This is a genomic window from Streptomyces sp. WMMB303 (assembly GCF_029351045.1).
Taxonomy (GTDB): Bacteria; Actinomycetota; Actinomycetes; order Streptomycetales; family Streptomycetaceae; genus Streptomyces.
Genome location: NZ_JARKIN010000001.1, coordinates 3,695,985 through 3,719,520, shown reverse-complemented (window position 1 = coordinate 3,719,520; position 23,536 = coordinate 3,695,985). Strand labels below are relative to the sequence as shown.

At 71.8% G+C, this 23,536-nt stretch carries 19 protein-coding genes and 1 pseudogene; 14 read left to right on the top strand and 6 right to left on the bottom strand.

What is annotated here, in order from left to right; translation table 11 throughout:
• Positions 1–8: 8 nt before the first annotated feature.
• A complete protein-coding gene (locus P2424_RS16540) occupies positions 9–1,256 on the bottom strand; it encodes an SLC13 family permease (protein WP_276476497.1) in 1,248 nt (415 codons plus the stop codon).
• Between the two features lie 572 nt (positions 1,257–1,828).
• On the opposite strand from P2424_RS16540, the gene P2424_RS16535 reads away from it, so the two are divergent.
• Entirely contained in the window at positions 1,829–3,352 is a 1,524-nt protein-coding gene (locus tag P2424_RS16535; RefSeq protein WP_276476496.1) for a catalase, read from the top strand.
• A 137-nt stretch (positions 3,353–3,489) separates the two neighbouring features.
• Here the strand turns inward: P2424_RS16535 and P2424_RS16530 are convergent, their stop codons facing one another.
• Complete coding sequence (locus P2424_RS16530; protein ID WP_276476495.1) at positions 3,490–4,767, bottom strand: ROK family protein; 1,278 nt, start codon at positions 4,765–4,767, stop codon at positions 3,490–3,492.
• Between the two features lie 145 nt (positions 4,768–4,912).
• Between P2424_RS16530 and P2424_RS16525 the strand changes: the two genes are divergently transcribed.
• The 5 genes from P2424_RS16525 (at position 4,913) to P2424_RS16505 (ending at position 11,434) form a co-directional block, all read left to right on the top strand.
• Positions 4,913–6,238 (top strand): sugar ABC transporter substrate-binding protein, encoded by a 1,326-nt coding sequence (locus tag P2424_RS16525; RefSeq protein WP_276476494.1) that lies wholly within the window; start codon positions 4,913–4,915, stop codon positions 6,236–6,238.
• A gap of 7 nt (positions 6,239–6,245) precedes the next feature.
• Positions 6,246–7,334: an ABC transporter permease subunit gene (locus P2424_RS16520; RefSeq protein WP_276476493.1), complete on the top strand. Its 1,089-nt coding sequence runs from the start codon at positions 6,246–6,248 to the stop codon at positions 7,332–7,334.
• Complete coding sequence (locus P2424_RS16515; protein WP_276476492.1) at positions 7,327–8,226, top strand: carbohydrate ABC transporter permease; 900 nt, start codon at positions 7,327–7,329, stop codon at positions 8,224–8,226. Before P2424_RS16520 ends, P2424_RS16515 begins: the two co-directional genes overlap by 8 nt.
• Positions 8,227–8,282: 56 nt before the next feature.
• Positions 8,283–9,656, top strand: coding sequence for a GH1 family beta-glucosidase (locus tag P2424_RS16510; RefSeq protein ID WP_276476491.1), 1,374 nt, complete (start codon positions 8,283–8,285; stop codon positions 9,654–9,656).
• A gap of 107 nt (positions 9,657–9,763) precedes the next feature.
• Positions 9,764–11,434 carry an FAD-binding oxidoreductase gene (locus P2424_RS16505; RefSeq protein ID WP_276476490.1) on the top strand — a complete coding sequence of 557 codons (1,671 nt, stop codon included), beginning with the start codon at positions 9,764–9,766 and terminating at the stop codon, positions 11,432–11,434.
• A gap of 9 nt (positions 11,435–11,443) precedes the next feature.
• On the opposite strand, the gene P2424_RS16500 is transcribed toward P2424_RS16505, so the two are convergent.
• Positions 11,444–12,310, bottom strand: a complete 867-nt coding sequence (locus P2424_RS16500) for a LysR family transcriptional regulator (protein WP_276476489.1) — start codon at positions 12,308–12,310, stop codon at positions 11,444–11,446.
• Between the two features lie 69 nt (positions 12,311–12,379).
• On the opposite strand from P2424_RS16500, the gene P2424_RS16495 reads away from it, so the two are divergent.
• Entirely contained in the window at positions 12,380–13,327 is a 948-nt protein-coding gene (locus tag P2424_RS16495) for an EamA family transporter (protein ID WP_276476488.1), read from the top strand.
• Positions 13,328–13,436: 109 nt separating this feature from the next.
• Here P2424_RS16495 and P2424_RS16490 read toward each other — a convergent pair whose 3' ends face one another.
• Entirely contained in the window at positions 13,437–15,431 is a 1,995-nt protein-coding gene (locus P2424_RS16490) for a collagenase (protein WP_276476487.1), read from the bottom strand.
• Between the two features lie 237 nt (positions 15,432–15,668).
• Between P2424_RS16490 and P2424_RS16485 the strand changes: the two genes are divergently transcribed.
• The 3 genes and pseudogenes from P2424_RS16485 to P2424_RS16475 all read left to right on the top strand — a co-directional run.
• The gene (locus P2424_RS16485; RefSeq protein ID WP_276476486.1) at positions 15,669–16,352 is read left to right on the top strand and encodes a GntR family transcriptional regulator; all 684 of its coding nucleotides are present in this window, start codon (positions 15,669–15,671) and stop codon (positions 16,350–16,352) included.
• 256 nt (positions 16,353–16,608) lie between these two features.
• A complete protein-coding gene (locus tag P2424_RS16480; protein WP_276476485.1) occupies positions 16,609–17,172 on the top strand; it encodes a hypothetical protein in 564 nt (187 codons plus the stop codon).
• Positions 17,173–17,292: 120 nt separating this feature from the next.
• Positions 17,293–17,663 (top strand): annotated as a pseudogene (locus P2424_RS16475) (chitosanase); the annotation flags it as partial.
• A 139-nt stretch (positions 17,664–17,802) separates the two neighbouring features.
• Here P2424_RS16475 and P2424_RS16470 read toward each other — a convergent pair.
• The gene (locus P2424_RS16470; protein WP_276476484.1) at positions 17,803–18,246 is read right to left on the bottom strand and encodes an Lrp/AsnC family transcriptional regulator; all 444 of its coding nucleotides are present in this window, start codon (positions 18,244–18,246) and stop codon (positions 17,803–17,805) included.
• 97 nt (positions 18,247–18,343) lie between these two features.
• Between P2424_RS16470 and P2424_RS16465 the strand changes: the two genes are divergently transcribed.
• The 3 genes from P2424_RS16465 to P2424_RS16455 all read left to right on the top strand — a co-directional run bounded on the left by P2424_RS16465 (position 18,344) and on the right by P2424_RS16455 (position 22,051).
• Positions 18,344–19,294, top strand: a complete 951-nt coding sequence (locus P2424_RS16465) for an SMP-30/gluconolactonase/LRE family protein (RefSeq protein ID WP_276476483.1) — start codon at positions 18,344–18,346, stop codon at positions 19,292–19,294.
• A 274-nt stretch (positions 19,295–19,568) separates the two neighbouring features.
• The gene (locus P2424_RS16460) at positions 19,569–20,852 is read left to right on the top strand and encodes a cytochrome P450 (RefSeq protein ID WP_276476482.1); all 1,284 of its coding nucleotides are present in this window, start codon (positions 19,569–19,571) and stop codon (positions 20,850–20,852) included.
• A complete protein-coding gene (locus tag P2424_RS16455; protein ID WP_276476481.1) occupies positions 20,831–22,051 on the top strand; it encodes a cytochrome P450 in 1,221 nt (406 codons plus the stop codon). The genes P2424_RS16460 and P2424_RS16455 overlap by 22 nt, the downstream gene beginning before the upstream one ends.
• A 100-nt stretch (positions 22,052–22,151) precedes the next feature.
• Here the strand turns inward: P2424_RS16455 and P2424_RS16450 are convergent, their stop codons facing one another.
• Positions 22,152–22,604 (bottom strand): VOC family protein, encoded by a 453-nt coding sequence (locus P2424_RS16450; RefSeq protein ID WP_276476480.1) that lies wholly within the window; start codon positions 22,602–22,604, stop codon positions 22,152–22,154.
• Positions 22,605–22,625: 21 nt separating this feature from the next.
• On the opposite strand from P2424_RS16450, the gene P2424_RS16445 reads away from it, so the two are divergent.
• The gene (locus tag P2424_RS16445; RefSeq protein WP_276476479.1) at positions 22,626–23,228 is read left to right on the top strand and encodes an ABATE domain-containing protein; all 603 of its coding nucleotides are present in this window, start codon (positions 22,626–22,628) and stop codon (positions 23,226–23,228) included.
• Positions 23,229–23,536 lie beyond the last annotated feature (308 nt).

The following is a 23,536-nucleotide window of genomic DNA, read 5'->3' as shown; positions in this document are numbered from 1 at the left end:
TTGCCGGCTCAGCCGCCGAAGACCGCGAGCGACGCCCACAGGGCCGGCGTGGCGGCCAGCAGGGCGGACGGCACCGTGAGCAGGCCGAGACGGGTGAAGACCGACAGTTCGACACTGTGCTCGTACTGGTGGGCGATCCGCCGCCACAGCAGCGTCGCGAGTGAGCCCGCATAGGTCAGGTTCGGGCCGATGTTGACGCCCAGCAGGACGGCCAGCACCGCACCGGGACCGGAGGAGGCCGCCAGGGGGACCAGGACGAGTGCGGCGGGCAGATTGTTGATCAGGTTGGCGAGCACCGCCGCGAGGGCAGCGGTGCCGAGCAGCGCGGGCAGCGTCGTCCCGGTGGGCAGCACTGTGTCGAGCGCGTCGCCGAGACCGTTGTCGACCACGGCCCGCACGACCACACCCAGCGCGAGCACGAAGGCGAGGAACGGCACGGCGGCCGCACGTACGATCTCCGCCGGAGTGGTGCGGCGGCGGACCAGGGCCCGGACGGCCAGCACGGCGGCGCCGGCTGCCGCCGCCCATACCGGGCCGATGCCGAGCGCGGAGGCAGCGCCGAATCCGGCCAGCGTCGCGGCCACCGTCACCAGCGCGAACAGCGGCAGTTCCGGCGCCTCCGCGCTCTCGGCCGGCCCGGGGGGAGCCTCGAGGTCCGCGGCGAAGAAGCGGCGGAAGACGGCGTACTCGACGGTGACGGCGGCCAGCCACGGCAGCAGCATCAGCAGGGCGAAGTGGGTGAAGTCCAGGCCCGTCGCGGTGAACGCGAGCAGGTTCGTCAGATTGGACACCGGCAGCAGCAGCGAGGCGGTGTTCGACAGGTGGGCGCTCGCGTACAGGTGCGGCCGCGGCCGGGCCCCCATGCGGGCCGCGGTGGCGAACACCACCGGCGTCAGCAGCACCACGGTGGCGTCCAGACTGAGAGCGGCGGTCACCACCGAGGCGAGCGCGAAGACCGCCCCCAGCAGCCGTCGCGGGCGCTCCCGGGCCCAGCGGGCCATCCAGGTGCCGCAGGCGTGGAAGAGCCCCTCGTCGTCGCAGAGTTTCGCGAGGACGAGCACCGCGGCCAGGAAGCCGATCACCGGCCCGAGCCGGGCGGCCTCCTCGCGTACGTCCGCCAGCGGGATCGCGCCGACGACGATCACCAGTACGGCCGCAGGCGCTGCGAACGTCACCTCCGACCGGCCGTAGGGGCGGCCGACGGCGCACACCAGCACCACGGCCAGGGCGGCGACGGACAGCAATTCGAGCAGCATGGTTCCGATCATCCTTGCCGTGCCACCGGTCCCGGTCCGGCACCCCGCGGGAAGCATGGCGGGGGCACCGCTCGGACGGTGGAGCGAATTCCGCGCTCATCGGCCCTGCCGACCGGGTGATCCGGCGAAGCACCGCGTTTGCCGAGCTCGAAAAGGGCCACCCAGTCAAATGACATGACTTCGGTACGGCACGGCGCACGGAACGGCTCGGGCACCGCCCCGGCCCGGCCCGGCCGCGGCACGTGGAGCTGCGGGCTGCCGGGCGGCGCCGCCCGGCAGCCCGCAGGCACCGTCCGTATCCGACGGCGGGTGAGGTGCCGCGCGGATACCGGACCCGTCCCGGAGCGGTGCCGCACCGGCCGAAGTGCACCCTCCGACTTCACCGGTGGAGACGGAAACCTGCCGGGCCGTCGGACCGGCCCGGCAACCGGTCCGCTGCGAGGGGAGTGCCGGCAGCGGCGGCGCCGTCCACCGGCGCGCCGCTGCCGGGGCCGGTGCCCTCGCTGCGTTCCAGTGGTGAAACCAGCGCCCGCGCGACGGCGGGCGCCCGCGACGAGAAGGAGTCAGAAGCGATGGCGGAAGCGGACCGCATGCCGACGACGACGGATGCCGGCATCCCCGTCGAAAGCGACGAGCATTCCCTCACCGTCGGACCCGGGGGGCCGGTCCTGCTCCAGGACGCCTACCTGATCGAGCAGATGGCGCAGTTCAACCGGGAGCGGATCCCCGAGCGCCAGCCGCACGCCAAGGGCAGCGGAGCGTTCGGGCACTTCGAGGTGACCGGCGACGTCACCGCCTACACCAAGGCGGCCCTCTTCCAGCCCGGTGCCAGGACCGAGCTGGTGACGCGGTTCTCCACCGTGGCCGGCGAGCGGGGCAGCCCCGACACCTGGCGGGACCCGCGGGGCTTCGCGGTGAAGTTCTACACCAGCGAAGGCAACTACGACATGGTCGGCAACAACACGCCGGTCTTCTTCGTCAAGGACCCGATGAAGTTCCAGCACTTCATCCGGTCCCAGAAGCGCCGCGCCGACAACAACCTGCGCGACCACGACATGCAGTGGGACTTCTGGACCCTCTCTCCCGAGTCCGCCCACCAGGTCACCTGGCTGATGGGGGACCGCGGGATCCCCCGCAGCTGGCGGCACATGAACGGCTACACCTCGCACACCTACATGTGGATCAATGCCTCGGGGGAGCGCTTCTGGGTCAAGTACCAGTTCAAGACCGACCAGGGCATCGAGTTCTTCACTCAGCACGAGGGAGACCAGATGGCCGCGGCCGACACCGATTACCACACCCGCGATCTGTTCGAACACATCCGGGACGGGCAGTACCCGAGCTGGACCATGTACGTGCAGGTGATGCCCTACCAGGAGGCGGCGGACTACCGGTTCAATCCCTTCGACCTGACCAAGGTGTGGCCACATGGCGACTACCCGCTGATCGAGGTCGGCAGGATGACGCTGGACCGCAACCCGACCGACAACCACGCCCAGATCGAGCAGGCCGCCTTCCAGCCCAACAACCTGGTGCCCGGCATCGGGCCGAGCCCGGACCGGATGCTGCTGGCCCGGCTGTTCTCCTACGCGGACGCGCACCGCCACCGCCTCGGCGGCAACTACCAGCAGCTTCCCGTCAACGCCCCGGTCGTCCCCGCGCACACCTACTCCAAGGACGGGGCGATGGCCTACCGGCTGACCACCGACCCGGTGTACGCGCCCAACTCCAAGGGCGGCCCGGCGGCCGACACCGACCGGCACGGCACACCGCCGAGCTGGTACGCGGACGGTGAGATCACCCGGGCGGCGTACGTCTCGCACCCCGAGGACGACGACTGGGGCCAGGCGGGCACCCTGGTCCGCGAGGTCATGGACGACGCCGCCCGGGACCGCCTGGTGGACAACGTGGTGGGGCACCTGCTCAACGGCGTCACCGAGCCCGTGCTGCGGCGGGCGTTCCAGTACTGGCGCAACATCGACGCCGGGGTCGGCGCCCGCATCGAGGAGGGGGTGCGCGCCAAGCGGCACGAGAAGGATCCGAAGGCCGCGCAGCAGGGCAACCCGGCACGGGAGAGCATGCAGGTCAAGGCGTGACGCCGGGCTCGGCGCGGCCGACGCCGGGATGAGCCCGCTCCCGGGCCCCGCCGCGGCGGGGCCCGGGAACACGACGGCCGGACGAAAGACTCCTTCCGTGCCGGGCCCGAAGGGGTGCGGTGCGGCAGCTCGGGGTCTCAGACCGTACGCGCCGTGCCGGGGGCACGGGGCGGTGAGCCCTGCGCGGGGGAGCCGACCGGACGTCCTCCGGTCTCCAGGAAGCGGGCCAGCGGCAGGGTCGCCGCTCCCACCGTGACGGCGTCCGGCCCCAGTTTGCCCAGCTCGATCGTCGTGCGCCCCGCGGGATGGGCCAGCGCGCGCTCCCGGGCCGCCGCGCGCACGGCGGGCAGCAGCCGGGCGCCCAGCAGGAGGCCGGCCCAGCCGGCCAGCACGATACGTTCCGGGCTGAAGAGGTTGACGAGGTTGGCGATGCCGGCGCCCAGGTGCTCGGCGGTCTCGGCCAGCACCGCCTCGGCCGCGTCGTCGCCCGCCGCCAGCAGTTGCGCCAGCCCCGCCTCCTGGTCGCCCTGCGGGCTGCCTCCGGCCTCGCGCCAGCGCTCCAGCACGGCGGCCGCTCCCACATACGCCTCCAGGCACCCGGCCGCTCCGCAACGGCAGGCGCGGCCGCCCGCGCGGAGCGTGGTGTGTCCCCATTCGGCCGCTCCACGGAAGCCGGGGCCGTAGGCGCCGCCCTCGGTGATGACTCCCGCGCCCACTCCTGAGCCGAGGAGGGCCACCACCGCGTCCCGCGCGCCCCGCCCGGCGCCGAACCACATCTCGGCCTGGCCGAGGGTCTTGGCGCCGTTCGACACCAGCAGCGGGACCTCGTCGGGCAGTTCCGCCTCGGTGCGCAGCAGCTCCTCCAGCGGAACCGCGTCCCAGCCCACCGTCTGCCCGTGCACCACAGCGCCGCCCGCCGCGCCGCGTTCGACGATGCCGGGCACACCGACACCCACGCCGAGTGTCGGTCCCAGCGGCTTCGGCGGCATCGAGCCCGCGGCGCTCTCCCGTACCGCGGCGAGACCGTCCGCGATCAGCCGCACCACGTGCGCGGCCTGGTGGCCGCCGTCGTGCAGGGGGTATTCGGCACGAGCGTGTTCGTCCAGCGCGAGGTTGAAGAGTTCAACGCGTACTCGGGTCTCGCCCACGTCCACGCCGATCAGGGTCCCGGCCCCCGGTGCCACCCGCAGCAGGGTGCGCGGCCGACCGCCCTCGGACTCGGCGGAACCCGCCTCCTCCAGCAGGCCCTCGCCGAGCAGTTCGGCGGTGACGTTGCTGACCGACGCGGAGCTCAAGCCGGTGGCCGGTACCAACTCCTGGCGGCTCATGGGACCTTCGAAGTACAGATGGCGCAGCGTTCTGGAGCGGTTGGTGCGGCGCAGATCACGCACTGTCCGCCGGTTCTCCTGGCGCATGTGACTCCCTTCCCGCGCGCAATCTACCCCTGCGCGACGTCTTGACGACCCCTTCTTCCACCACTTAACTCACGATCCAAGAAAAGTGCGAGCTGTCTTCAGGTGTTCAACGCTCGCCTCCTCACCTCCCGGAGGACTGTCCGCCATGCGCAGATTCCGTACCGCGGCAGCAGCCGCGCTCGTCACCGCCCTGACCGCCGCCGCTTCCGGCTGCGGAGGCGGTTCGGCAACGAAGAGCGGGGGCAGCAACGACAAGCCCGGCGAACTCACCTACTGGGCCACCAACCAGGGTTCGAGTATCGAAGCCGACAAGAAGGTCCTGGCCCCGGAGCTGAAGAAGTTCGAGAAGCAGACCGGCATCAAGGTCAAGCTGGAGGTCGTGCCCTGGTCCAACCTCCTGGACCGGATCCTGGCCGCCGCCTCCTCCGGGCAGGGCCCCGACGTCCTCAACATCGGCAACACCTGGTCCTCCTCGCTGCAGAAGAGCAAGGCGCTGCTCCCGTTCGACGACGCGCGCATGGCCGACGTCGGCGGTGCCGACCGGTTCAGCAAGGCGGCACTGGCCGCGACGGGCGCCGAGGGCAAGCCCCCTGCCGCCGTGCCGCTGTACTCGCTGACCTACGCGCTCTACTGGAACAAGAAGATGTTCCGGCAGGCGGGGATCGACGGCCCGCCGGTCACCTGGGACGAACTCGTCGCCGACGGGAAGAAGCTCAGCCGCGGCGGCCGCCACGGACTCGCCGTCGAGGGCGGCAACCCGGTGGAGAACGCCCACCACGCGTTCGTCCTCGGCAAACAGCACGGTGCCGACTTCTTCGACGAGAACGGCCGCCCCACCTTCGACCAGCCCGGCAACGTCAAAGCCGTCAAGCAGTACGTGGACTTCCTGGCCGAGGACGGCATCGCGGCCAAGGGCAACGCGGAGTACGCGCAGAACCAGTCGGTGAAGGACTTCGCCACCGGCAAGGCCGGAATGCTGCTGTGGCAGGCGGCCCGCACCTCACTGCTGGCGCACGGGATGAAGCCGGACGAGTACGGCATCGCACCGGTCCCCTTCCAGGACCGGCAGGACGCGACAGCCTCCGGCGGCAAGACCAAGGTCAACTCCATGGTCGGGGGAATCAACATCGGCGTCTTCAACCACACCGACAACCTCGACGGCGCCATGAAGTTCGTCTCCTTCATGACCTCCACGAAGGAGCAGCGCATCCTCACCGACGCCTACGGCTCCGTCTCACCGGTGCTCGAGGCCCAGCAGGCCGAGCCGCGGGACAAGGACGAGGCCGTGCTGCGCTCCGTGCTCTCCTCCAGCGCCGCACCGCTGCCCCAGGTACCGGACGAGTCGAAGTTCGAGACCCTGGTGGGCACAGCGGTCAAACGGCTCTTCGCGGACGCCGCCGCGGGCCGTCCGGTCACTGAGAAGACCGTGCGCGAGGCCCTCACCAAAGCCCAGCAGCAGATGGGGAAGTGACCCGGCCGTGACCGCGCACTCCGCTCCCCGCACCCCGGCACCGGCTGCGGGCGACACCGCCCGCGGCCCCACCCGGACGGCTGCGGACCGGACCCCGGCACCTGCTCCTGGGCGCCGGTCGGCAGCCCCCGGAGCGCCGGCCCCGTCCGGGACCCGGCGTCCGGCAGCCGGCTCCCCGCTGCGCGACCGGGTCCGCAGCGCGGGACTGCCCTATCTGCTGCTGCTCCCGGCGCTCGCGCTGGAACTGCTCATCCACCTGGTGCCGATGGCCACCGGCATCGTGATGGCCTTCAAGGACCTGACCCAGGAGTACATCAGCGACTGGAGCGCGGCGCCCTGGGCCGGACTGGACAACTTCCGGGTCGCCGTGGACGTCGACGCGCCGGTCGGCGAGGCGCTGCTGCGCTCGTTCGCCGTCACCTGCGGCTTCACCGTCCTGGCAGTCGGTCTCTCCTGGCTGCTGGGAGTGACCGCGGCGATCCTGATGCAGGACGCCTTCCGGGGCCGGGGCCTGCTGCGCGCCCTCTTCCTCACCCCGTACGCGCTGCCCGTGTACGCGGCTGTCATCACCTGGTCCTTCCTGCTCCAGCACGACAACGGACTGCTCAACCACGTCCTCCACGACCAGCTCGGACTCACCGACGGCAAGCCCTTCTGGCTGGTCGGCGACAACAGCTTCGTCGCGCTGCTGCTCGTGGCGGTCTGGCGCACCTGGCCGTTCGCCTTCCTGCTGCTCACCGCGGCGCTGCAGAACGTCTCCGCCGACCTCTACGAGGCGTCCGCGCTCGACGGCGCCGGAATGTGGCGGCAGATCCGGCACATCACCCTGCCCGCGCTGCGTCCCGTCAACCAGGTGCTGGTGCTGGTGCTGTTCCTGTGGACCTTCAACGACTTCAACGTGCCGTTCGTGCTGTTCGGCAAGTCCGCTCCGCAGTCCGCCGACCTGGTCTCGCTGCACATCTACCAGTCGTCCTTCGTCACCTGGGACTTCGGCGCCGGCTCGGCGATGTCCGTGCTGCTGCTGCTGTTCCTGCTGCTGGTGACGGCCGGCTACCTGCTGCTGACCAGCCGGGGGAGGGGATCAGCCGATGTCTGACACGGCCACCGCGCACCAGGCGTCCGGCGCCGCTGCCCCGCGCCGCAGCCCGACGGCCCTGCCGAGGTCCTTCGTGTGGACCCGCCGCATCGTGCTGACCCTGCTGGCGGTCTTCACCGCGACCCCGCTGTACGTCATGGTCAGCAGCTCGCTCAAGCCCCTCGAAGAGGTCTCCGGCACCTTCCGCTGGATTCCGGCCGAACTGACGCTGGAGCCGTACCGGGACATCTGGCGCACCGTGCCGCTGGGCCGCTACTTCCTCAACTCACTGATCGTCTCCGCCTCCGCGACGGCCTGTTCCGTGGTGGTCGCGGTCTTCGCCGCCTACGCCGTCAGCCGCTACCGGTTCCGCGGCCGGCAGGTCTTCACCGTCACGGTGCTCTCCACCCAGATGTTCCCCGGCATCCTGTTCCTGCTCCCGCTCTTCCTGCTGTTCGTCAACGTCGGCAACGCCACCGGGCTGGCCCTCTACGGCTCCCGTGGCGCGCTGATCCTCACCTACATGACCTTCACCCTGCCGCTGTCCATCTGGATGCTGGCCGGCTACTTCGCCTCCATCCCCCGGGACCTGGACGAGGCCGCCCTGGTGGACGGCTGCGGGCCGCTGGGCGCGCTCTTCCGCGTCCTCATCCCCGCTGCCGTGCCCGGCATCATCGCCGTCACCGTCTACTCGTTCATGACCGCCTGGGGAGAGGTGCTGTTCGCCTCGGTGATGACCAACGACGCGACCCGCACGCTCTCCATCGGACTCCAGGGGTACGCCACCCGGACCGAGGTCTACTGGAACCAGGTCATGGCCGCCTCGCTGGTCGTCAGCGTGCCCGTCGTCGCCGGGTTCCTCCTCCTGCAGCGCTACCTCGTCGCCGGACTGACCGCCGGCGCCGTCAAGTGACCGACCACACCGCCCGGCCGCCGCAACCCCGGCCCGGCGCGCCCGAAAGGACCTCTGTGCCCGAGACGCCCGCAGCGCACCTCGACGCCCTCCCCGACGACTTCCGGTGGGGCGCCGCCACCGCCGCCTACCAGGTGGAGGGCGCCGTCGCCGAGGACGGCCGCAAGCCCTCCATCTGGGACACCTTCAGCCACACCCCGGGCAGGGTCGACGGCGGCGACACCGGGGATGTGGCCTGCGACCACTATCACCGCTGGCGCGAGGACCTCGGCCTGCTGGCCGAACTGGGCCTGGACGCCTACCGGTTCTCCCTCGCCTGGCCCCGCGTCCTGCCGGACGGCGGCGGCACCGTCAACCAGCCGGGCCTGGCCTTCTACGACCGGCTCACCGACGCCCTGCTGGAGGCGGGCATCACACCTTTCCCCACGCTCTACCACTGGGATCTGCCCCAGGCGCTCCAGGACCGCGGCGGCTGGCCCGTCCGGGAGACCGCGGAGAGGTTCGCCGAGTACACGGCTGTGGTCGCCGACCGGCTCGGAGACCGCATCCAGCACTGGTGCACCCTCAACGAGCCGCTGTGCTCGGCCTGGATCGGCCACTACGAAGGCCGGATGGCGCCCGGCCGCACCGACATCGCCGACGCCGTGCGCGCCTCCTTCCACCTCCACCTGGGACACGGACTCGCCGTCCAGGCGCTGCGCGCCGCGGTGCCCGGCGCCCGGGTGGGCATCGTCAACAACCTCACCCACTGCGAACCCGCCTCCGGCAGCGCGGCGGACACCGAGGCCGCACGGCGCGCCGACGGCCATGTCAACCGCTGGTGGATGGATCCGCTGCACGGCCGCGGCTACCCGCAGGACATGATCGAGCTGTACGGGACGGAGCCGCCGCAGCGCCCCGGCGACGCGGAGACCGTCGCCGAGCCGCTGGACTGGCTCGGACTCAACTACTACTTCCGCAACGTGCTCCGCGACGACCCCACCGGTCCCTTCCCCCGGGCCCGGGCCGCCGAACTGCCCGCCGGAGCACGGGTGACCGGCATGGGTTGGGAGGTGCACGCCGAGGGGTTGACGAAGACCCTGCGCCGAATGACGGACGACTACGGGGCACGCTGCCTCTACGTCACCGAGAACGGCGCCGCCTATCCGGACATCGTCGGCCCCGACGGACAGGTACACGACCCCGAGCGCACCCGCTACCTGGAAGAGCACCTGGCCGCCTGCGCCCGCGCCGTCCGCCAAGGCGTTCCGCTGCGGGGATACTTCGCCTGGTCACTGCTGGACAACTTCGAGTGGGCCTACGGGTACGCGCAGCGCTTCGGCCTCGTCCACGTCGACTACGCCACCCAACGGCGGACCGTCAAGACCAGCGGCCGCCGCTACGCCGACCTCGTCCGCACCCACCGCGCCCGGCGGAACCGCGCCGCATAGCCCGCTGCGGCCGCCGGAACCGCCGAAGGGCGGCTGCCGTCACAACGGTGCCGGGAACCCGCCGCCGCCATGGGGCGATCCGCCCCACCGCTCCTCCGGGAGGTCATATGCGGGTGCGCTCGCCGCGCTCTGCCGGTCTGCTCGCCGCGGCGATGCTGAGCGCCGCCGCGCTGGGCGCGGGCGCAGGCTGCGGCCGGCAGCAGGCCGGGGACGGCCCCGACGGCGGCGGCAGCCGGGCGCGCGCCGACCGCGCCCGGCAGGTCGCCGTGGCCTGGGACGGCTCACGTGCCGCCGCCACGTGGCGCGCCGGATACCACCCGATGGGCGAGGTGGTCCGCACGCCGCGCGGCGGTCTGCACGGCAGCGCCGAAATGCAGCTCCTCGGCGAGCACCAGCAGTGTCTCGACCTCGTACCGCTCCAGCATGAGCCCCCCTGCCCTCCGGTGTTCCCCACGCGCGCGCGGTGCCGGGCGGCGGCCGATCACCGCGCCCTGCGCACCGCCGTCCGAGGCCCGGTCATACTGCCGGACGACCCCGGCTTCGACGAGGCCCGGCGTCCCTGGAACCTGGCCGTCGAACAGCCTGTCGCTGCCGTGGTCGAGGCGGCCGACGCCGACGACGTGGCCGCACTCGTGCGCCACGCCCGCAGCACCGGCACCGGTATCGCCACCCAGCCCAACGGGCACGGCGCCACCGGACGCACAGCCGGTTGCATCCTGTTGCGCACCGGCCGACTGGACGCCCTGGAGATCGACCCGGTCCGCCGCCGGCCCAGAGTGGGAGCGGGCGTGCCCTCCGGCAGGGTCCAGGCCGCCGCCGCACGCCACGGACTCACCGGCCTGCCCGGCAGCTCCCCGGTGGTCAGTGTCGCCGGGGTGGCGCTGGGCGGCGGACTGAGCTGGTTCGGCCGCAAGTTCGGCTGGGTCGCCGACAGTGTCACCGCCTTCGACATCGTGGACGCCGAGGGGGAGCAGCGGCGAGTCACCGGCGACAGCGATCCGGACCTGTTCTGGGGGCTGCGGGGCGGCGGCGGGGATCTGGCCGTCGTCACGGCACTCGAACTCGCCCTGCACCCCGCGCCGGAGCTGTACGGCGGCAGAGTCCTGTGGGCCGCCGAGCACGCCGGCGCGGTGCTCGAGGTGTACCGACAGCTCACGGCTGCGGCTCCCGATGAGCTGACGCTCTGGTTCGACCTGCTGCACTTTCCCGGGGCCGCGCCCATGGTTGCGGTGGACGCCACACACCTCGGTGCGGAGCGCGAAGCGAAGGGATTGCTCGGCCCCTTGGACGGCCTGCCGCGGCCGCTGTCGGACAGCAGGAGCGTCATGCCGGTATCCGCGCTCGGCTCCATCACCGCGGAGCCCACCGAGCCCGGTGCCGGACTCTCCCGTGGTGAACTCCTGACCGCGCTGGATGAACAGGCCGCCGGGGCGTTCCTCGCCGAGCCGGTGGCGCCGCTGCTGAGTGTCCAGGTCAGACACCTGGGCGGCGCACTCGCGCAACCGTCCGGGAGCCCGCACGGACCGCTGACCGAGCCGTACGCGCTCTACTTGTTCGGCGTCCCCACCGATCCGGTGGCCGCCGAGGCGGTGACCACCAAGCAGCGTGCGCTCGCGGAGGCTCTCCCCGTCAGCGGACGGGCGCCGCTGTCGTTTCTCGCTCCGGGGGAGGCGATCGAGAAGGCGCTGCCCCCGGCCGCACTGGACCGGATCCGCGCTCTCAAGCACCACCGCGACCCGGACCGCCTCTTCCGCAGCAACTTCCCCCTGCTGCCCTGACCGCTCCGGTCAGCGTCCCGCGACCACGTCACGGACGAGGCCGACCAGCGCGGGGATCGCCGGGTGGGCCGGTACGTCGCGGGGCCAGGCCAGCATCAGCGGGACCGGTGGCGCGTCGGTCAGCGGGCGGTAGGCGAGCGCCGGCTGGGAGTGCAGTCCGGGGGTCGCCGAGGTCGTGATGCCCACGGCCCGGCCCGCGGCGATCACGGTCAGCCACTCGTCCGTGTTGGCCACCTCCAGCGTTCGCGCGGGCCGGGCGCCGGCGGGCCACAGGTCCAGGGTGGTGGTGCCCGCGACGGTGTTCAGCGCGATCGGCCAGGTCGCGAGGTCCGCCAGGGTGACCGTGTCGCACTCCGCGAGGCCGCTGCCCTCGGGGACCACCGCCACCCGCTCCTCCTCCAGCAGGAGCTCCGTGACCATGCCGGACAGCGGGGCGACCCGGCCCCGCAGCAGTGCGGCGTCGACCTTGCCCCGGGTGAGTCCGGCCGTCCGGTCGTCGATCCGGCGCAGCTCCAGCGGCACCTCGGGGTGCTCCTCGTCCCAGCGGCGCAGCAGCGGGACGGTCCAGCTCCCGAGCGCGGCCCACGGGTGTCCGAGGCGCAGCGGCCGGGCTGCGGCCATCGAACGGGGGTCGAAGGCCGCGTCCGCGGCGGCCAGCGCGGTGGCGGCGCGGTCGCGGAAGGTGCGGCCCGCCGCGGTGAGGTCGAGGTGGTGGGTGGAGCGGTCGACCAGGCGCACGCCGAGATGGTTCTCCAGTTGGCGCAGTGTCCGGGAGAGCGCTGGCTGGCCGGTGTGCAGCCTGGCGGCGGCACGCGTGATGCTGCCCTCTTCGGCGATGGCGAGGAAGGCCCGCAGATGGCGCAGCTCCATAGTCATGCTTGTGAAGCATAACCGCAGAGCATTCGGCATTTCACGGCATCGGGGTCGGCGCGTAGCGTGAGCCGCATGACACATACGGGTTCCGGGGTGGAGACCGCGGGCGACGGATCCGCGACAGCGCTCGGCACGGCCGCGGCGGGCGGGGCGGGATCCGCCCGCGTGCCTGCCGGAGTCGGCAGCCTCGGCGGCATCGGGCTGGTGCTGGCCGGCGCGTTCTCGGTGCAGTTCGGTTCGGCTGTCGCGGCCCTGCTCTTCCCGCGGGCCGGAGCGCTGGGCGTGGTGGCACTGCGGGTGACGCTCGCGGCCCTACTGCTGCTGGTGGTGTGCCGCCCTCGACTGCGCGGGCACAGCCGGACGGACTGGGCCGTGGTCGTCGCGTTCGGGCTGGCGCTCGCCGGTATGAACACCCTCTTCTACCAGGCGGTCGACCGGATTCCGCTGGGTCCGGCGGTGACCTTGGAGGTGCTCGGCCCGCTCGCGCTGTCCGTCGTCACCGCGCGCAGGGCGCTGAGTCTGGTGTGGGCGGGGCTGGCGCTCGCGGGAGTCTTCCTGCTGGGCCGGAGCGGTTTCGACGCGCTGAACCCGGCCGGCATCGCCTTCGCGCTGGGTGCGGGTGCCATGTGGGCGGCGTACATCGTCTTCAACTCCCGGACCGGGGCCCGCTTCCCGCGACTGGACGGGCTGGCCGTGGCGATGGCGGTGGCCGCGCTCGTCAGCCTGCCGCTGGGGATCGGGTCGGCGGGTGGTGTGCTGCTGGAGCCGGAGGTGCTGGCGCTCGGGCTGGCGGTGGCGCTGCTGTCCTCGGGAGTGCCCTACACCCTGGAATTGCTGGCGCTGCGCCGGCTGCCTGCGGCGACGTTCGCGGTGCTGATGAGCCTGGCTCCCGGGATCGCGGCACTGGCGGGGTTCCTGGTGCTGGGCCAGGAACTCACGGCCGTGCAGTGTCTGGCCGTCGCGCTGGTGATCGGAGCCAGCGCGGGCGCGGTGCGCACCGGGAGCGCGGAGCGGAAGTGAGGCGGGGCCCGCCGCGGCCTTCCGTGGCCCTCCTCGGCGGGCCCCGGTGGGGCCGGACCGGTGGGGCCGGGGCCCGGCGCGGAGACGCCGGCCCCCGGCGGCGGTTCGGCTATCCGGCCGTGCAGGCGCCTGTCGCGCAGGCGTCGAGCCAGGCGTACCAGTCCTGGTCGTACCGCGAGCCGATGGTCTCCTCGAGGTATCTGCGGGCGGTCTTCCAGTCGCCTGTCCGGTAGGAGGCCAGCACGGTGTCCACCGCTCCGGGGTGTGCCTCGAGCATGTACCGCACAGCCAGGTACCCCCAGCGGTAGGTGCGGTCGGTGTCGGTGTTCTCGTACGTGGTGTCGAAGAGCGTGCTCAGCGGGTAGGTCTTGCTGCCCGCCCGGTCGATCGCCTCGTCGTAGCGGATGCGGCGGTAGGAGTAGGACACGTACTCCGCGAAGCCCTCGATCCACCAGACCGTGGGAGTGGAGGTCCCGGCCGCGAAGTCGCCGTACATGTCGAAGCGGCCGTCGAGATAGTGCGTGTACTCGTGGTTGAGGTTCCAGATCCGGAAGTCCGGTCGCAGCCACTCGGCCTCGTAGGCGATGAAGCGGGGCAGGTTGCCGACCGCCGACGGGTCGCCCTCCAGATACATGCCGCCGTTGTCGGTGTCGATGCCGTAGAGGGCGCCCGCGTAGATCCGGTAGTCGCGGCTGGAGTCGAAGACGACGACCTCGATGCTGCTGTTCCGGTCGTCCGCGACCGGCCCGCTGTCCCGGGCGACCCGATGGAAGTACGCGTCCTGCCCCTCGAGACTGTCGCAGGCGGCCGTGAAGTCCTCGGTGCTCATGTCCTGGGCGACTATGGTGATGCTGTCGCTGCAGGACTTCCTCTCCTTGAGTACGGCCTTCGTCAGCTTCCCCTTGAGGTCGCAGACCCCGTAGTACGCGCACCTGTCCCTGTCGTACGCGTCCGCCGTCTCCGCGACACCCACCCACAGCGCGGCGGTGTCGCCGGTGATGTCACCGGCCTCCAGCAGGTCTTTCACCAGCGGGCGGACGGTGCCGCGCAGCGACGCGTGCTGGAGGAACCGCCCCAGTTCGTGCCCCGCGTTGTAGGTGAGGAAATAGCGTTCCCCGTTCAGCAGGCCGAGGTGGTCGCGGGCGAAGGCGTGCAGGGTCCACAGGACGCTCGGATCGCGCTGCACGGCCCGGACGAAGTCGGGCATCTGGTGGCCCCGCCACAGCACCCCGTAGGCGTTGTTGACGGCGTTGACCATCCAGTACCTGTCGTCGTAGGAGCTGTCGTAGCCGGTCAGCATCCGCTTGACTACGTCGAGGTAGTGCGCGTTCTCCTCCGCGCTGTCGATGAGGGTGACCGCCTCGGAGAGGGTCTCGCCGTTGGCGTCCGTGACGTCGTGCGAGCGAGGCGAGCCGAAGAAGGCGTCCAGGCCGCCCCGTAGCGCGGAGCTCAGCGCCGGTCCGTAGGTGCCGACGTCCTGCTCGTGGTACCAGTGCACGTAGTAGCCGGCCCGAAGGAAGAGCACGATCTGCGGCATGCCGGTGCTGCCGTCTCCCGGATAGGAGGCCGAGCGGCTGCGCAGCGCGTCCGCGGCGGTCACCATCTGCGCCTCGCGGAAGGCACCGTGTGCGTCGCGTCCGGTCAGGCCGAAGAGGGAGTTGACGCAGTCCGTCGTGGCCGCGGCGATCCGCTCGACGAGCGCCGTCCCGGTCCGCGCGAAGTCTTCGGGGGAGCAGGCTGTGTCGGCTCGACCGCTGTGCGGTGCGAACCGGGTGGAGGGCCGTTCGCGAGGGGGCCGGGGTGCGGGGCTGTCGTAGTCCGTGCGGAGTCCGTCATGGGACGCCGGAAGCGGGGCGCGGTCCGCCACTTCGAGCCGTCTGCCCTGGATGTGCTCCGGTTCCTCTCCGGTGCGGACCGCCCGGGGGTCGCCGTCCCGGGCCGGGGCGGCCTCCTGGACGGAGTCTTCGGGCACTGCGGCGCGGGCCGGGGTGCCGCCGGGCTGTCCGGCGCCCGCGGCCAGGGCGAGCGCGAGGGTTCCGGCGCCGACGGCACGTATCAGGTGGCTGCGTAACGGGTTGCGCGTTCTGCGTCCTCGCCAGGGCATCTGAGGCCTCCTGTGGGGGTGTTCACCGGTCCGATCCGATGGGGGCGCGTGCCACTTGATTTGACGCGAGCACGTCGAATCGGCTCAGTACAATTTCACACATCACATGTCATGAGGGAAGGACCGTGCGGCGACGGGATTCCCGGAGCCGGACCGGCGGAGCGGCGCTCGCCCTACACTCGACACGATCACCAGCACGATCACGCTCGTCCCCGCACGCCGAGGAGCAGCGCACCCATGACCGCAGACCGCCCGCTGAGGCTGCCCGCCGTGCCGGACCGGCTCAGCATCCGCGACCACGTCGCACAGGCCCTGCGTGCCGCGCTGGTCGCCGGTCGGCTGCGGCCCGGCACGGTGTACTCCGCCCCCCAGCTCGCCGCGGAGTTCGGCGTCTCGGCCACACCCGTACGCGAGGCCATGCTCGACCTCACACGCGAGGGCATGGTGGAGCCCGTGCGCAACAAGGGCTTCCGGGTGACCGAGCTGTCGCGCCGCGATCTGGCCGAGTACATCGGGATCCGCGAGCTGATCGAGGTGCCCACCGTCGGGGAGGTGGCGCGTGGCGCCGACTCCGCCCGGCTGGAGGAACTGCGCCCCGTCGCACAGGAGATAGTCGCGGCCGCCCGCGCCGGCGATCTCGTCGGCTTCCTGGAGGCCGACCGCCGCTTCCACCTGGCCCTGCTCGAACTCGCCGGGAACCGGCGCCTGGTGGAGACCGTGGCCCAACTGCGCAGCCACTCCCGCCTCTACGGCCTCGCCGGTCTCGCCGAGAGTGGCCAGCTCATCGAATCCGCCGAGGAGCACGAGGTGCTGCTCGATCTCGTACTGGCCCGCGACGCTGCGGGGGCGCAGGCCTGCATGCGCGCTCACCTGGGCCGGCTGCGCACCCAGTGGGAGCGCCGTGGCCCGTCGGCGGAGTAGCCGCCTTCCCGCCCGCGGCGCCGTGTGCCCGTCGCGAGGCGGGGGCGGCCGGCGGCCCCCCGTTCCCGGTGGCGTGTGCCGAACACGACGTCACGACCCGGCAGAGCGCGACCCGGCCGCGCCGCCGACGGTGCACACCCTGGCTTGATCGACTCGAACGGCCGGTAGGAAGAATTCCGGTGCGCTGTCCCGCGGCCTGCGCCACTCCTAGGGTCGGCAACGCACCGTACGTGGACCAACGCTCCTTGGAGTCACCATGCTGCGCCGTACCGCTCGCCGTCTCTTGACAGCCGTCGCCGTCACCGCACTCTCCGGTACCGCCCTGGCAGCGGTGCCCGCCGCCGCCGACTCGACCGACCGAGCCGTGCCCGCCGGGGAGTTCACGGCCGTCAGCCAAGTGACGGGCAACTACATGATTCCGGACGACACCGTGGGCAACGCCGGCACCTACATTCAGGTCTACCCCAACCCCGCCCCCGCCAAGTGGAAGACCACCTGGCGCTTCGACCGCGTCGCCACGTCCGACGGACGCCCCGTCTACCAACTGCAGAGCTCCGCGGGAGCCTGCGCCACCAACGAGAACGGCGAGAACAGCATCGTCTACCTGCGCGCCTGCTCCACCCGGAACAAGGACCAGTGGTGGCTCCTGGACCCCGTCCGTGGCACGGACCCCCAGGATCCGGATTTCGGCATCGTCTCCTACCGCGATGAGGACCTGGCGCTGACCGCTCGCGGCGAAGGGGACGCCTACATCGACCTCAAGCGGATGTGGGGCGGCCATCCGTCGCAGCGCCAGGGCTGGCACTTCTACCGGGCCTGAGGAAGATTCCGGCCCAGCACGGGTCTCCGTCCCGCTTGGGTGCTCTGTCGGCCCGCGGCAGCCGGGACCGCCCCGGCTGCCCGCTCGGCGGGGACAAGTGGAGCTGATCTCGCGAACATGCGGGCCCGAGCCGACCGGCGTGAGCGCCTCCGGCGGTCGCACGGGGCAAGGCCGACGGGCTGCGGGCGCTGGGGCAGTTCGCCTACTACGACGCCTTCGTCATGCACGGCGGCGGAAGCGGAGCAACGGGCTTCGGCGGCATCCGCGAGCGCGCTCAGGGCCGGGCGCGTCCCCCCGCCGCGGGCGGCGACGAGAGCACGTACCTGCACGCTTTCCTCGACGCGCGGGTCCGGGCGATGGAGCAGGAGGAGGCACACCGCGACACCAGCCGGGTCGAGACCGCACAGCGCGTCTTCCTGCGCCGGGGCAACCTCGACCTCGATCCGCCCCTGGACTGGAAGATCTACGGGGACAGTTACCACATCGGCTGAGATCCCCGGCTCCGTGCCGCAGCGCACCGGCTCGGACTGACGGCACTCCGGGGGCCTGGGGGCCGGTGGTCGGCTGCTTCGCCTCGTCGGCCGAGGCCACCGGCGCGGAGCCCGGGAGCCGGGGCGCCGCGCGGACGGCTCACGCGTCCTTCACGGGCACCGGCCGCTCGAAGAACGTCTCCAGGACCACGGTGGCCTGGGTCCCGCTGACCCCCTCGATCGCGTACAGCCGCCGCAGTACGTCCTGCAGCTCTCCGGTGGTCGAGGTGCGCACCTTCACCAGCACCGAGGCGCTGCCGGCGATGACATGGGCCTCCTCGATCTCGGGCAGGGCCGCGAGGTCGGGTGCGGAGTCGCCCATCCAGGACGTGGAGTCGAGCATGACGTACGCCAGTACGTTCCCACCCACCGCGGCCGGATCCACCTCGACGGTGGTCCGCCGGATCACTCCGCGTTCGCGCAGCTTCCGCACTCGTTCGTGGGTGGCGCCGGGGGACAGGCCGACCGCCTCCCCGAGGGCCGCGTAGGACTCCGTGGCGTCCTGCTGGAGTCGGGTCAGCAGGGCGCGGTCGATGTGATCCACAGCTCTCCCATTCGATGAATTCTTGTGCTAGCAATACAGCATACTGTTAAGGCGAGGTATTGCCGAACGGTATTCAGTCACACGAGAGGATGCTCCCATGACCGCCGAACGACGGCCCCCGCTCTACGAGTGCTTCGACGACCGCTTCCGTTCCGGGCGCTGCATGATCGGCGACGAGCGGCTGGAGGTGCTGCACACCGGCTCCCGCTGGGCCGAGGGCCCGGTGTACGTACCCGCCTGGCGGCAACTGGTCTGGAGCGACATTCCGAACGACCGGATGCTCCGCTGGGACGAGGAGACGGGTGCGGTGAGCGTCTTCCGCCGCGAGGCCGGCCACACCAACGGCAACACCCTCGACCGGCAGGGCCGCCTGATCACCTGCGAGCAGGGGAACCGCCGGGTGACCCGGACCGAGCACGACGGGACCCGCACGGTGCTGGCCGACCGCTGGCAGGGCAAGCGGCTCAACAGTCCCAACGACGCGGCTGTGACGTCGGACGGTGCGATCTGGTTCTCCGACCCGGACTTCGGCATCACCAGCGACTACGAGGGGCACCGGGCGGAGAGCGAGATCGGGGCGAACCACGTCTACCGCATCGATCCCGCGACCGGTCGGGTGGAGGTGGCCGCCGACGGCTTCGGAGCCCCGAACGGGCTGGTGTTCTCGGCGGACGAGCGACAGCTGTTCGTCTCCGACACCCGCGCCGGATGCATCCGGGTCTTCCCGGTGCGCGAAGACGGATCGCTCGGCGGGGGCGCGGTGTTCGCGGATGCCGCGGAGCGGCCCGGGGCGCGATTCGACAATCTCCGCTTCGACGCCGACGGCCGGCTGTGGGCGGCGGCGATGAACGACGGTGTGCACTGCTACGACCCGGACGGCACCCTGATCGGCCGGCTCGACATGCCGGAGCCGGTCGCCAACATCGCCTGGGGCGGCGCCAAGCGCAATCGCCTCTTCATCACCGCCACGACCTCGCTGTACTCGCTGGTGAGCGGGGTGACGGGTACGCACCCCACCGGCTCCGGCCGCAACTGGCCTCTTTCGTAGGGCTGTTCGGGGTGTTCGGCGGTGGTCGATCGTGAGTACGATCTTCCCCTGTGGCCCGGCGCATCCGCCGTGCCGGCCCGCGCTGCTGTTCCGGCCCGCCACACCCGCGGTCCGGCCCTGCCGGGACCGCAGCCCGGGCGGTCCGGCAGCCGGGCACGGCCGGACACGGCGCCCGACGAGACACCGGGGAGAGGGGGCGAGCGCAGTCGAAGACCGTGCCGCGCCCCCCTCAGCTCTCCGGTTCCCCCCTCCGGCAGCCCCCTGGAGCTCCCTCATGCCCCACCCGCCCGGCGCGATGCCGGCGCCCCTGACCGATCCCGACTCCTCCCTCACCCCCCTCCACGGGGAGAGCTTCGCGCGCGACCCCTACACGGTGTACGACAGGCTGCGCGGGTACGGTGCGCTGGCACCCGTGGAACTCGCTCCGGGGGTGAGCGCACTCCTGGTCACGGACTACCGTGCCGCGCTGTCGCTGCTGCACGACTCCAGGACGTGGGCGAAGGACCCCCGGCCCTGGCAGGAGACCGCGCTGGGCGCCTCCCAGGTGCGTCCCATGCTGGAGTGGCGGGCCAGCGTCCTGTTCAACGACGGGGACACGCACCGCCGTTACCGCGGAGCGGTCGTGGACAGCCTGGAGCGCATCGAACCGCACGTACTGCGGGACCACGTCTGCCAGGTCGCAGACGACCTCGTCGCACGATTCGGGGCCAGGGGAGAAGCGGACCTGATCGGGGAGTACGCGCGCGTCCTCCCGCTGCTCGTCTTCAACCGCATGTTCGGCCTCTCCGACGCGTCCAGCGGCCGGCTGGTGCGCGGGCTGGCCTCGATGATGGAGGGCCGGACGCCAGAGGAGGCCGCGGCCGGTAAGGCCGAGTTCGACGCCTACGTCGCCGAACTCATCGCGGAGAAAAAGCGGCAGCGCGGTGAGGACATCACCTCCTGCTTCCTGCATCACCCGGCGAACCTCGACGACGACGAGGTCAGGGAGCAGTTGGTGATGTGCCTGGGCGCGGGCAACGAACCGACCGGCAACTTGATCGGTTCCTCGCTGGCCAGGATGCTCTCCGACAGCCGCTACTACAGCACTCTGACCGCAGGGTCCCTCACCCCGCGTGACGCGATCCACGACGTGCTCCAGAACGAGCCGCCCATGTCCAACTTCTCGCCCCACTACGCCAGGCACGGCGTCCTCTTCCACGGCACCTGGGTTCCCGAGGGGCAGCTCGTCCTCGTCTCCTACGCCGCGGCCAACACCCAGCACGGGCGGACCGCGATCGGTGAGCAGGGCCAGCTCGACCATTCGGTCGGCGGCGCCCATCTCGCCTGGGGTGCGGGAGTGCACGCCTGCCCCGCGCAGCGGCCCGCGCTGCTGATCGCGACCACCGCAATCGAGCGACTGACCGCCTGGTTGGCGGACCTGGAGCTTACCGTGGCGCCGGGCGATCTCACCTGGCGGCACGGGCCCTTCCATCGGGCGCTGACCCGGCTCCCGGTCCGTTTCACCCCTACCGCCCTCGACAGCACGGGAGCCACCACGTGGATGACGACCTCGTCGTAGAACCGACCGGGAGCGACCTGCACGGTGAAGCCGAGCGCTTGCGCGCCCGGGGTCCCGCCGTCCGAGTGCGGCTCCCGGAGGACATCGGCGCCTGGGCCGTCAGCGACTTCGACTGGCTGAGGGAACTGCTGACCGACCCCCGGGTCTCCAAGGATCCGGAACAGCACTGGTCGGCCTGGCGGCGGGGCGAGCACCGGCAGAGCTGGGCCCGTTGGTGGGTGGGCCAGAGCAGCATGCTCACCGCCTACGGAGCCGACCACCGGCGGCTGCGCCGGCTGGTGGCTCCCGCCTTCAGCGCCCGCCGTATCGAAGCACTCGCTCCCGCGATCCGGTGCCGGACCGGTGAACTGCTGGAGGAGATGGCGGTCACGGCCCCGGGTGCGAGCGTCGACCTGCGCACCGCCTTCGCGCATCCGTTGCCCATGGCCGTCATCTGCGAGCTCTTCGGTATCCCGGCGGGCGACCAACGCGCGGTGGGAGAGGTCTTCGACCTCATGATGAACTCCTTCGACGACCTGGAGAGAGCGCAGACCGCCCAGGCGGACGCGCTCGAGATCTTCCGCCGGCTGGTCGCGCACAAGCGGGAGCAGCCGGGGGAGGACCTCACCAGCGCGCTGGTCTCCGCGCGGGACGAGGACGACGGCTCACGGCTGACGGAGCAGGAGCTGCTGGACACCCTGTTCACCATGGTCGGGGCGGGACACGAGACCACGGTGAACCTCATCGGAAACGCCGTGCACGCGCTGCTCACCCACCCCGAGCAACTCGCTCTGGTCCAAGCCGGCTCGGCGACCTGGAGCGACGTCGTCGAGGAGACCCTGCGCTGGGCTCCGAGCATCGCCAACCTCCCCCTGCGGTTCGCCGTCGAGGACATCCCGCTGCCGGACGGGAGCGGCACCATCCGCGAGGGGGAGGCGATCCTGCCCGCGTACGCCGCCGCCGGCCGTTCCCCCGACAAACACGGACCGGATGCCCATGTCTTCGACCTCACCCGGGCCGAGCCGGAGCACCTCGCGTTCGGGCACGGCGTGCACTTCTGCCTCGGCGCGCCACTGGCCCGCATGGAGGGCCGGATCGCCCTCTCGGCGCTCTTCGAACGCTTCCCCCGCCTGCGCCTGGCCACAGCACCCGAGCACATCCCGCAGGTCCCGTCCTGGATCGCCCACGGTCACCGGCGGCTCCCGGTGTTGCTGACCTGATCTGATCTGGCCTGACCGGCGCCGCGGGCGTGGCCCTGGTGGGACCGCGGCGCGGATCCCCCGGGTCGACGGGTGGCGCCGGTCGTGAGCCGACGGCCTTCTATGCCGCGCAGAACTCGTTGCCTTCAGGGTCCTCAAGGACCCACCAGCGTCCGGCGGGCCCCTGGTCGACCTCGCGGAGCCGGGTCGCGCCCAGTTCCTCCAGCCGCGCCACCAGTGCCTCGAGGCCGTTCGGCCCGCTGTGCACGTCGATGTGCAGGCGGTTCTTGCCGGACTTGGTCTCCGGCACGTCCTGGAAGAGCAGTCGGCGACCGCCTCCGACGCCGCTGACCTCGTCGAACGGGTCCTCGGGGTGGCGGATCGCCGCGAAGCCGCGGAACGTCTTGCGGCCGCGGTGCTCGGTCACCGCCTCCTCGCCGATGTGCCCGGCGGCCAGCAGCTCCTCGATCAGGGCGCTGGGGTCCTCCACCTCGTAACCCAGCGCCGCGGCCCAGAAGTCCGCGAGAGCGGGCGCGTTCGTGCTGTCGATGACCAACTTCCACGTCAGTGTCATGTAACCCATTATAGTGGTTACATGGATGCACCGGCCGCCACAGGTCTGACGCTGTACTCCCGTTCCGGTGCGGCCTACCGGTTCGACCCCGGCGCGCTGTGCCTCGAGCTGCTGACCACCGGCGGCCCGGGCCCCTACCGTCGGTACGAGGTCCTGCACGAGCCGACCGATCTGGCCGACTGGGCGGCCCGTTCGCGGCTGACGCCGACACCCCTACTGGACATCTCCGCTGCCGAGGCGGCAGAGGCGCGCCGACTGCGCGATGCACTGTTCCGGGTGGTCGTCACCCATACGCGCGGAGAGCCGCACCCGCCCGACGATCTGGAGGTCCTCAACGCGGCCGCGGCCCGGCCGCCGCTGGCTCCCGTCCTCACCCCGGCCGGGGACCGGCAGTGGGCCGCGCCCTCCAGCGGCGCGCAGTTGCTGGCCACCGTCGCCCGGGACGCGGTCGAACTGCTGACCGGCCCCTTCGCGCACCGCGTCCGCACCTGTGCCGCCGGGAACTGCCAACTGATGTTCGTCGACACCTCACGCCCCGGCCGCCGCCGCTGGTGCTCCATGGAGCACTGCGGCAACCTGCACAAGGTCCGCGCGGCGCGGGCCCGCCGCTCCGTGGAGGGCTGACCCCGTAATGGCTGCCGAGGCGACGGGGCGCGGTTCCCCGCGGACTCGGGGAAGGCGGCCGACGGCGAAGCGGGCGTGTGTCGGGGATCGGGTCGAGGCCGGGCAAAGTGGCGATGCCCGCGACGCACGCTCCGCACAGCCGGGCGTATCCGCGTAACCCGGCCTCATGGGCTCAGTCTCCGGCGAGAAGCTGATCACATATTCAATCAGCGGCTGAATGCTGCTGGTCTGTGCGGGGCAACTATGACCATGATCGCCACGCCACGTCCCCCCTCGTGGCCTCATCATCCCTGGGAGCCTCATGATCA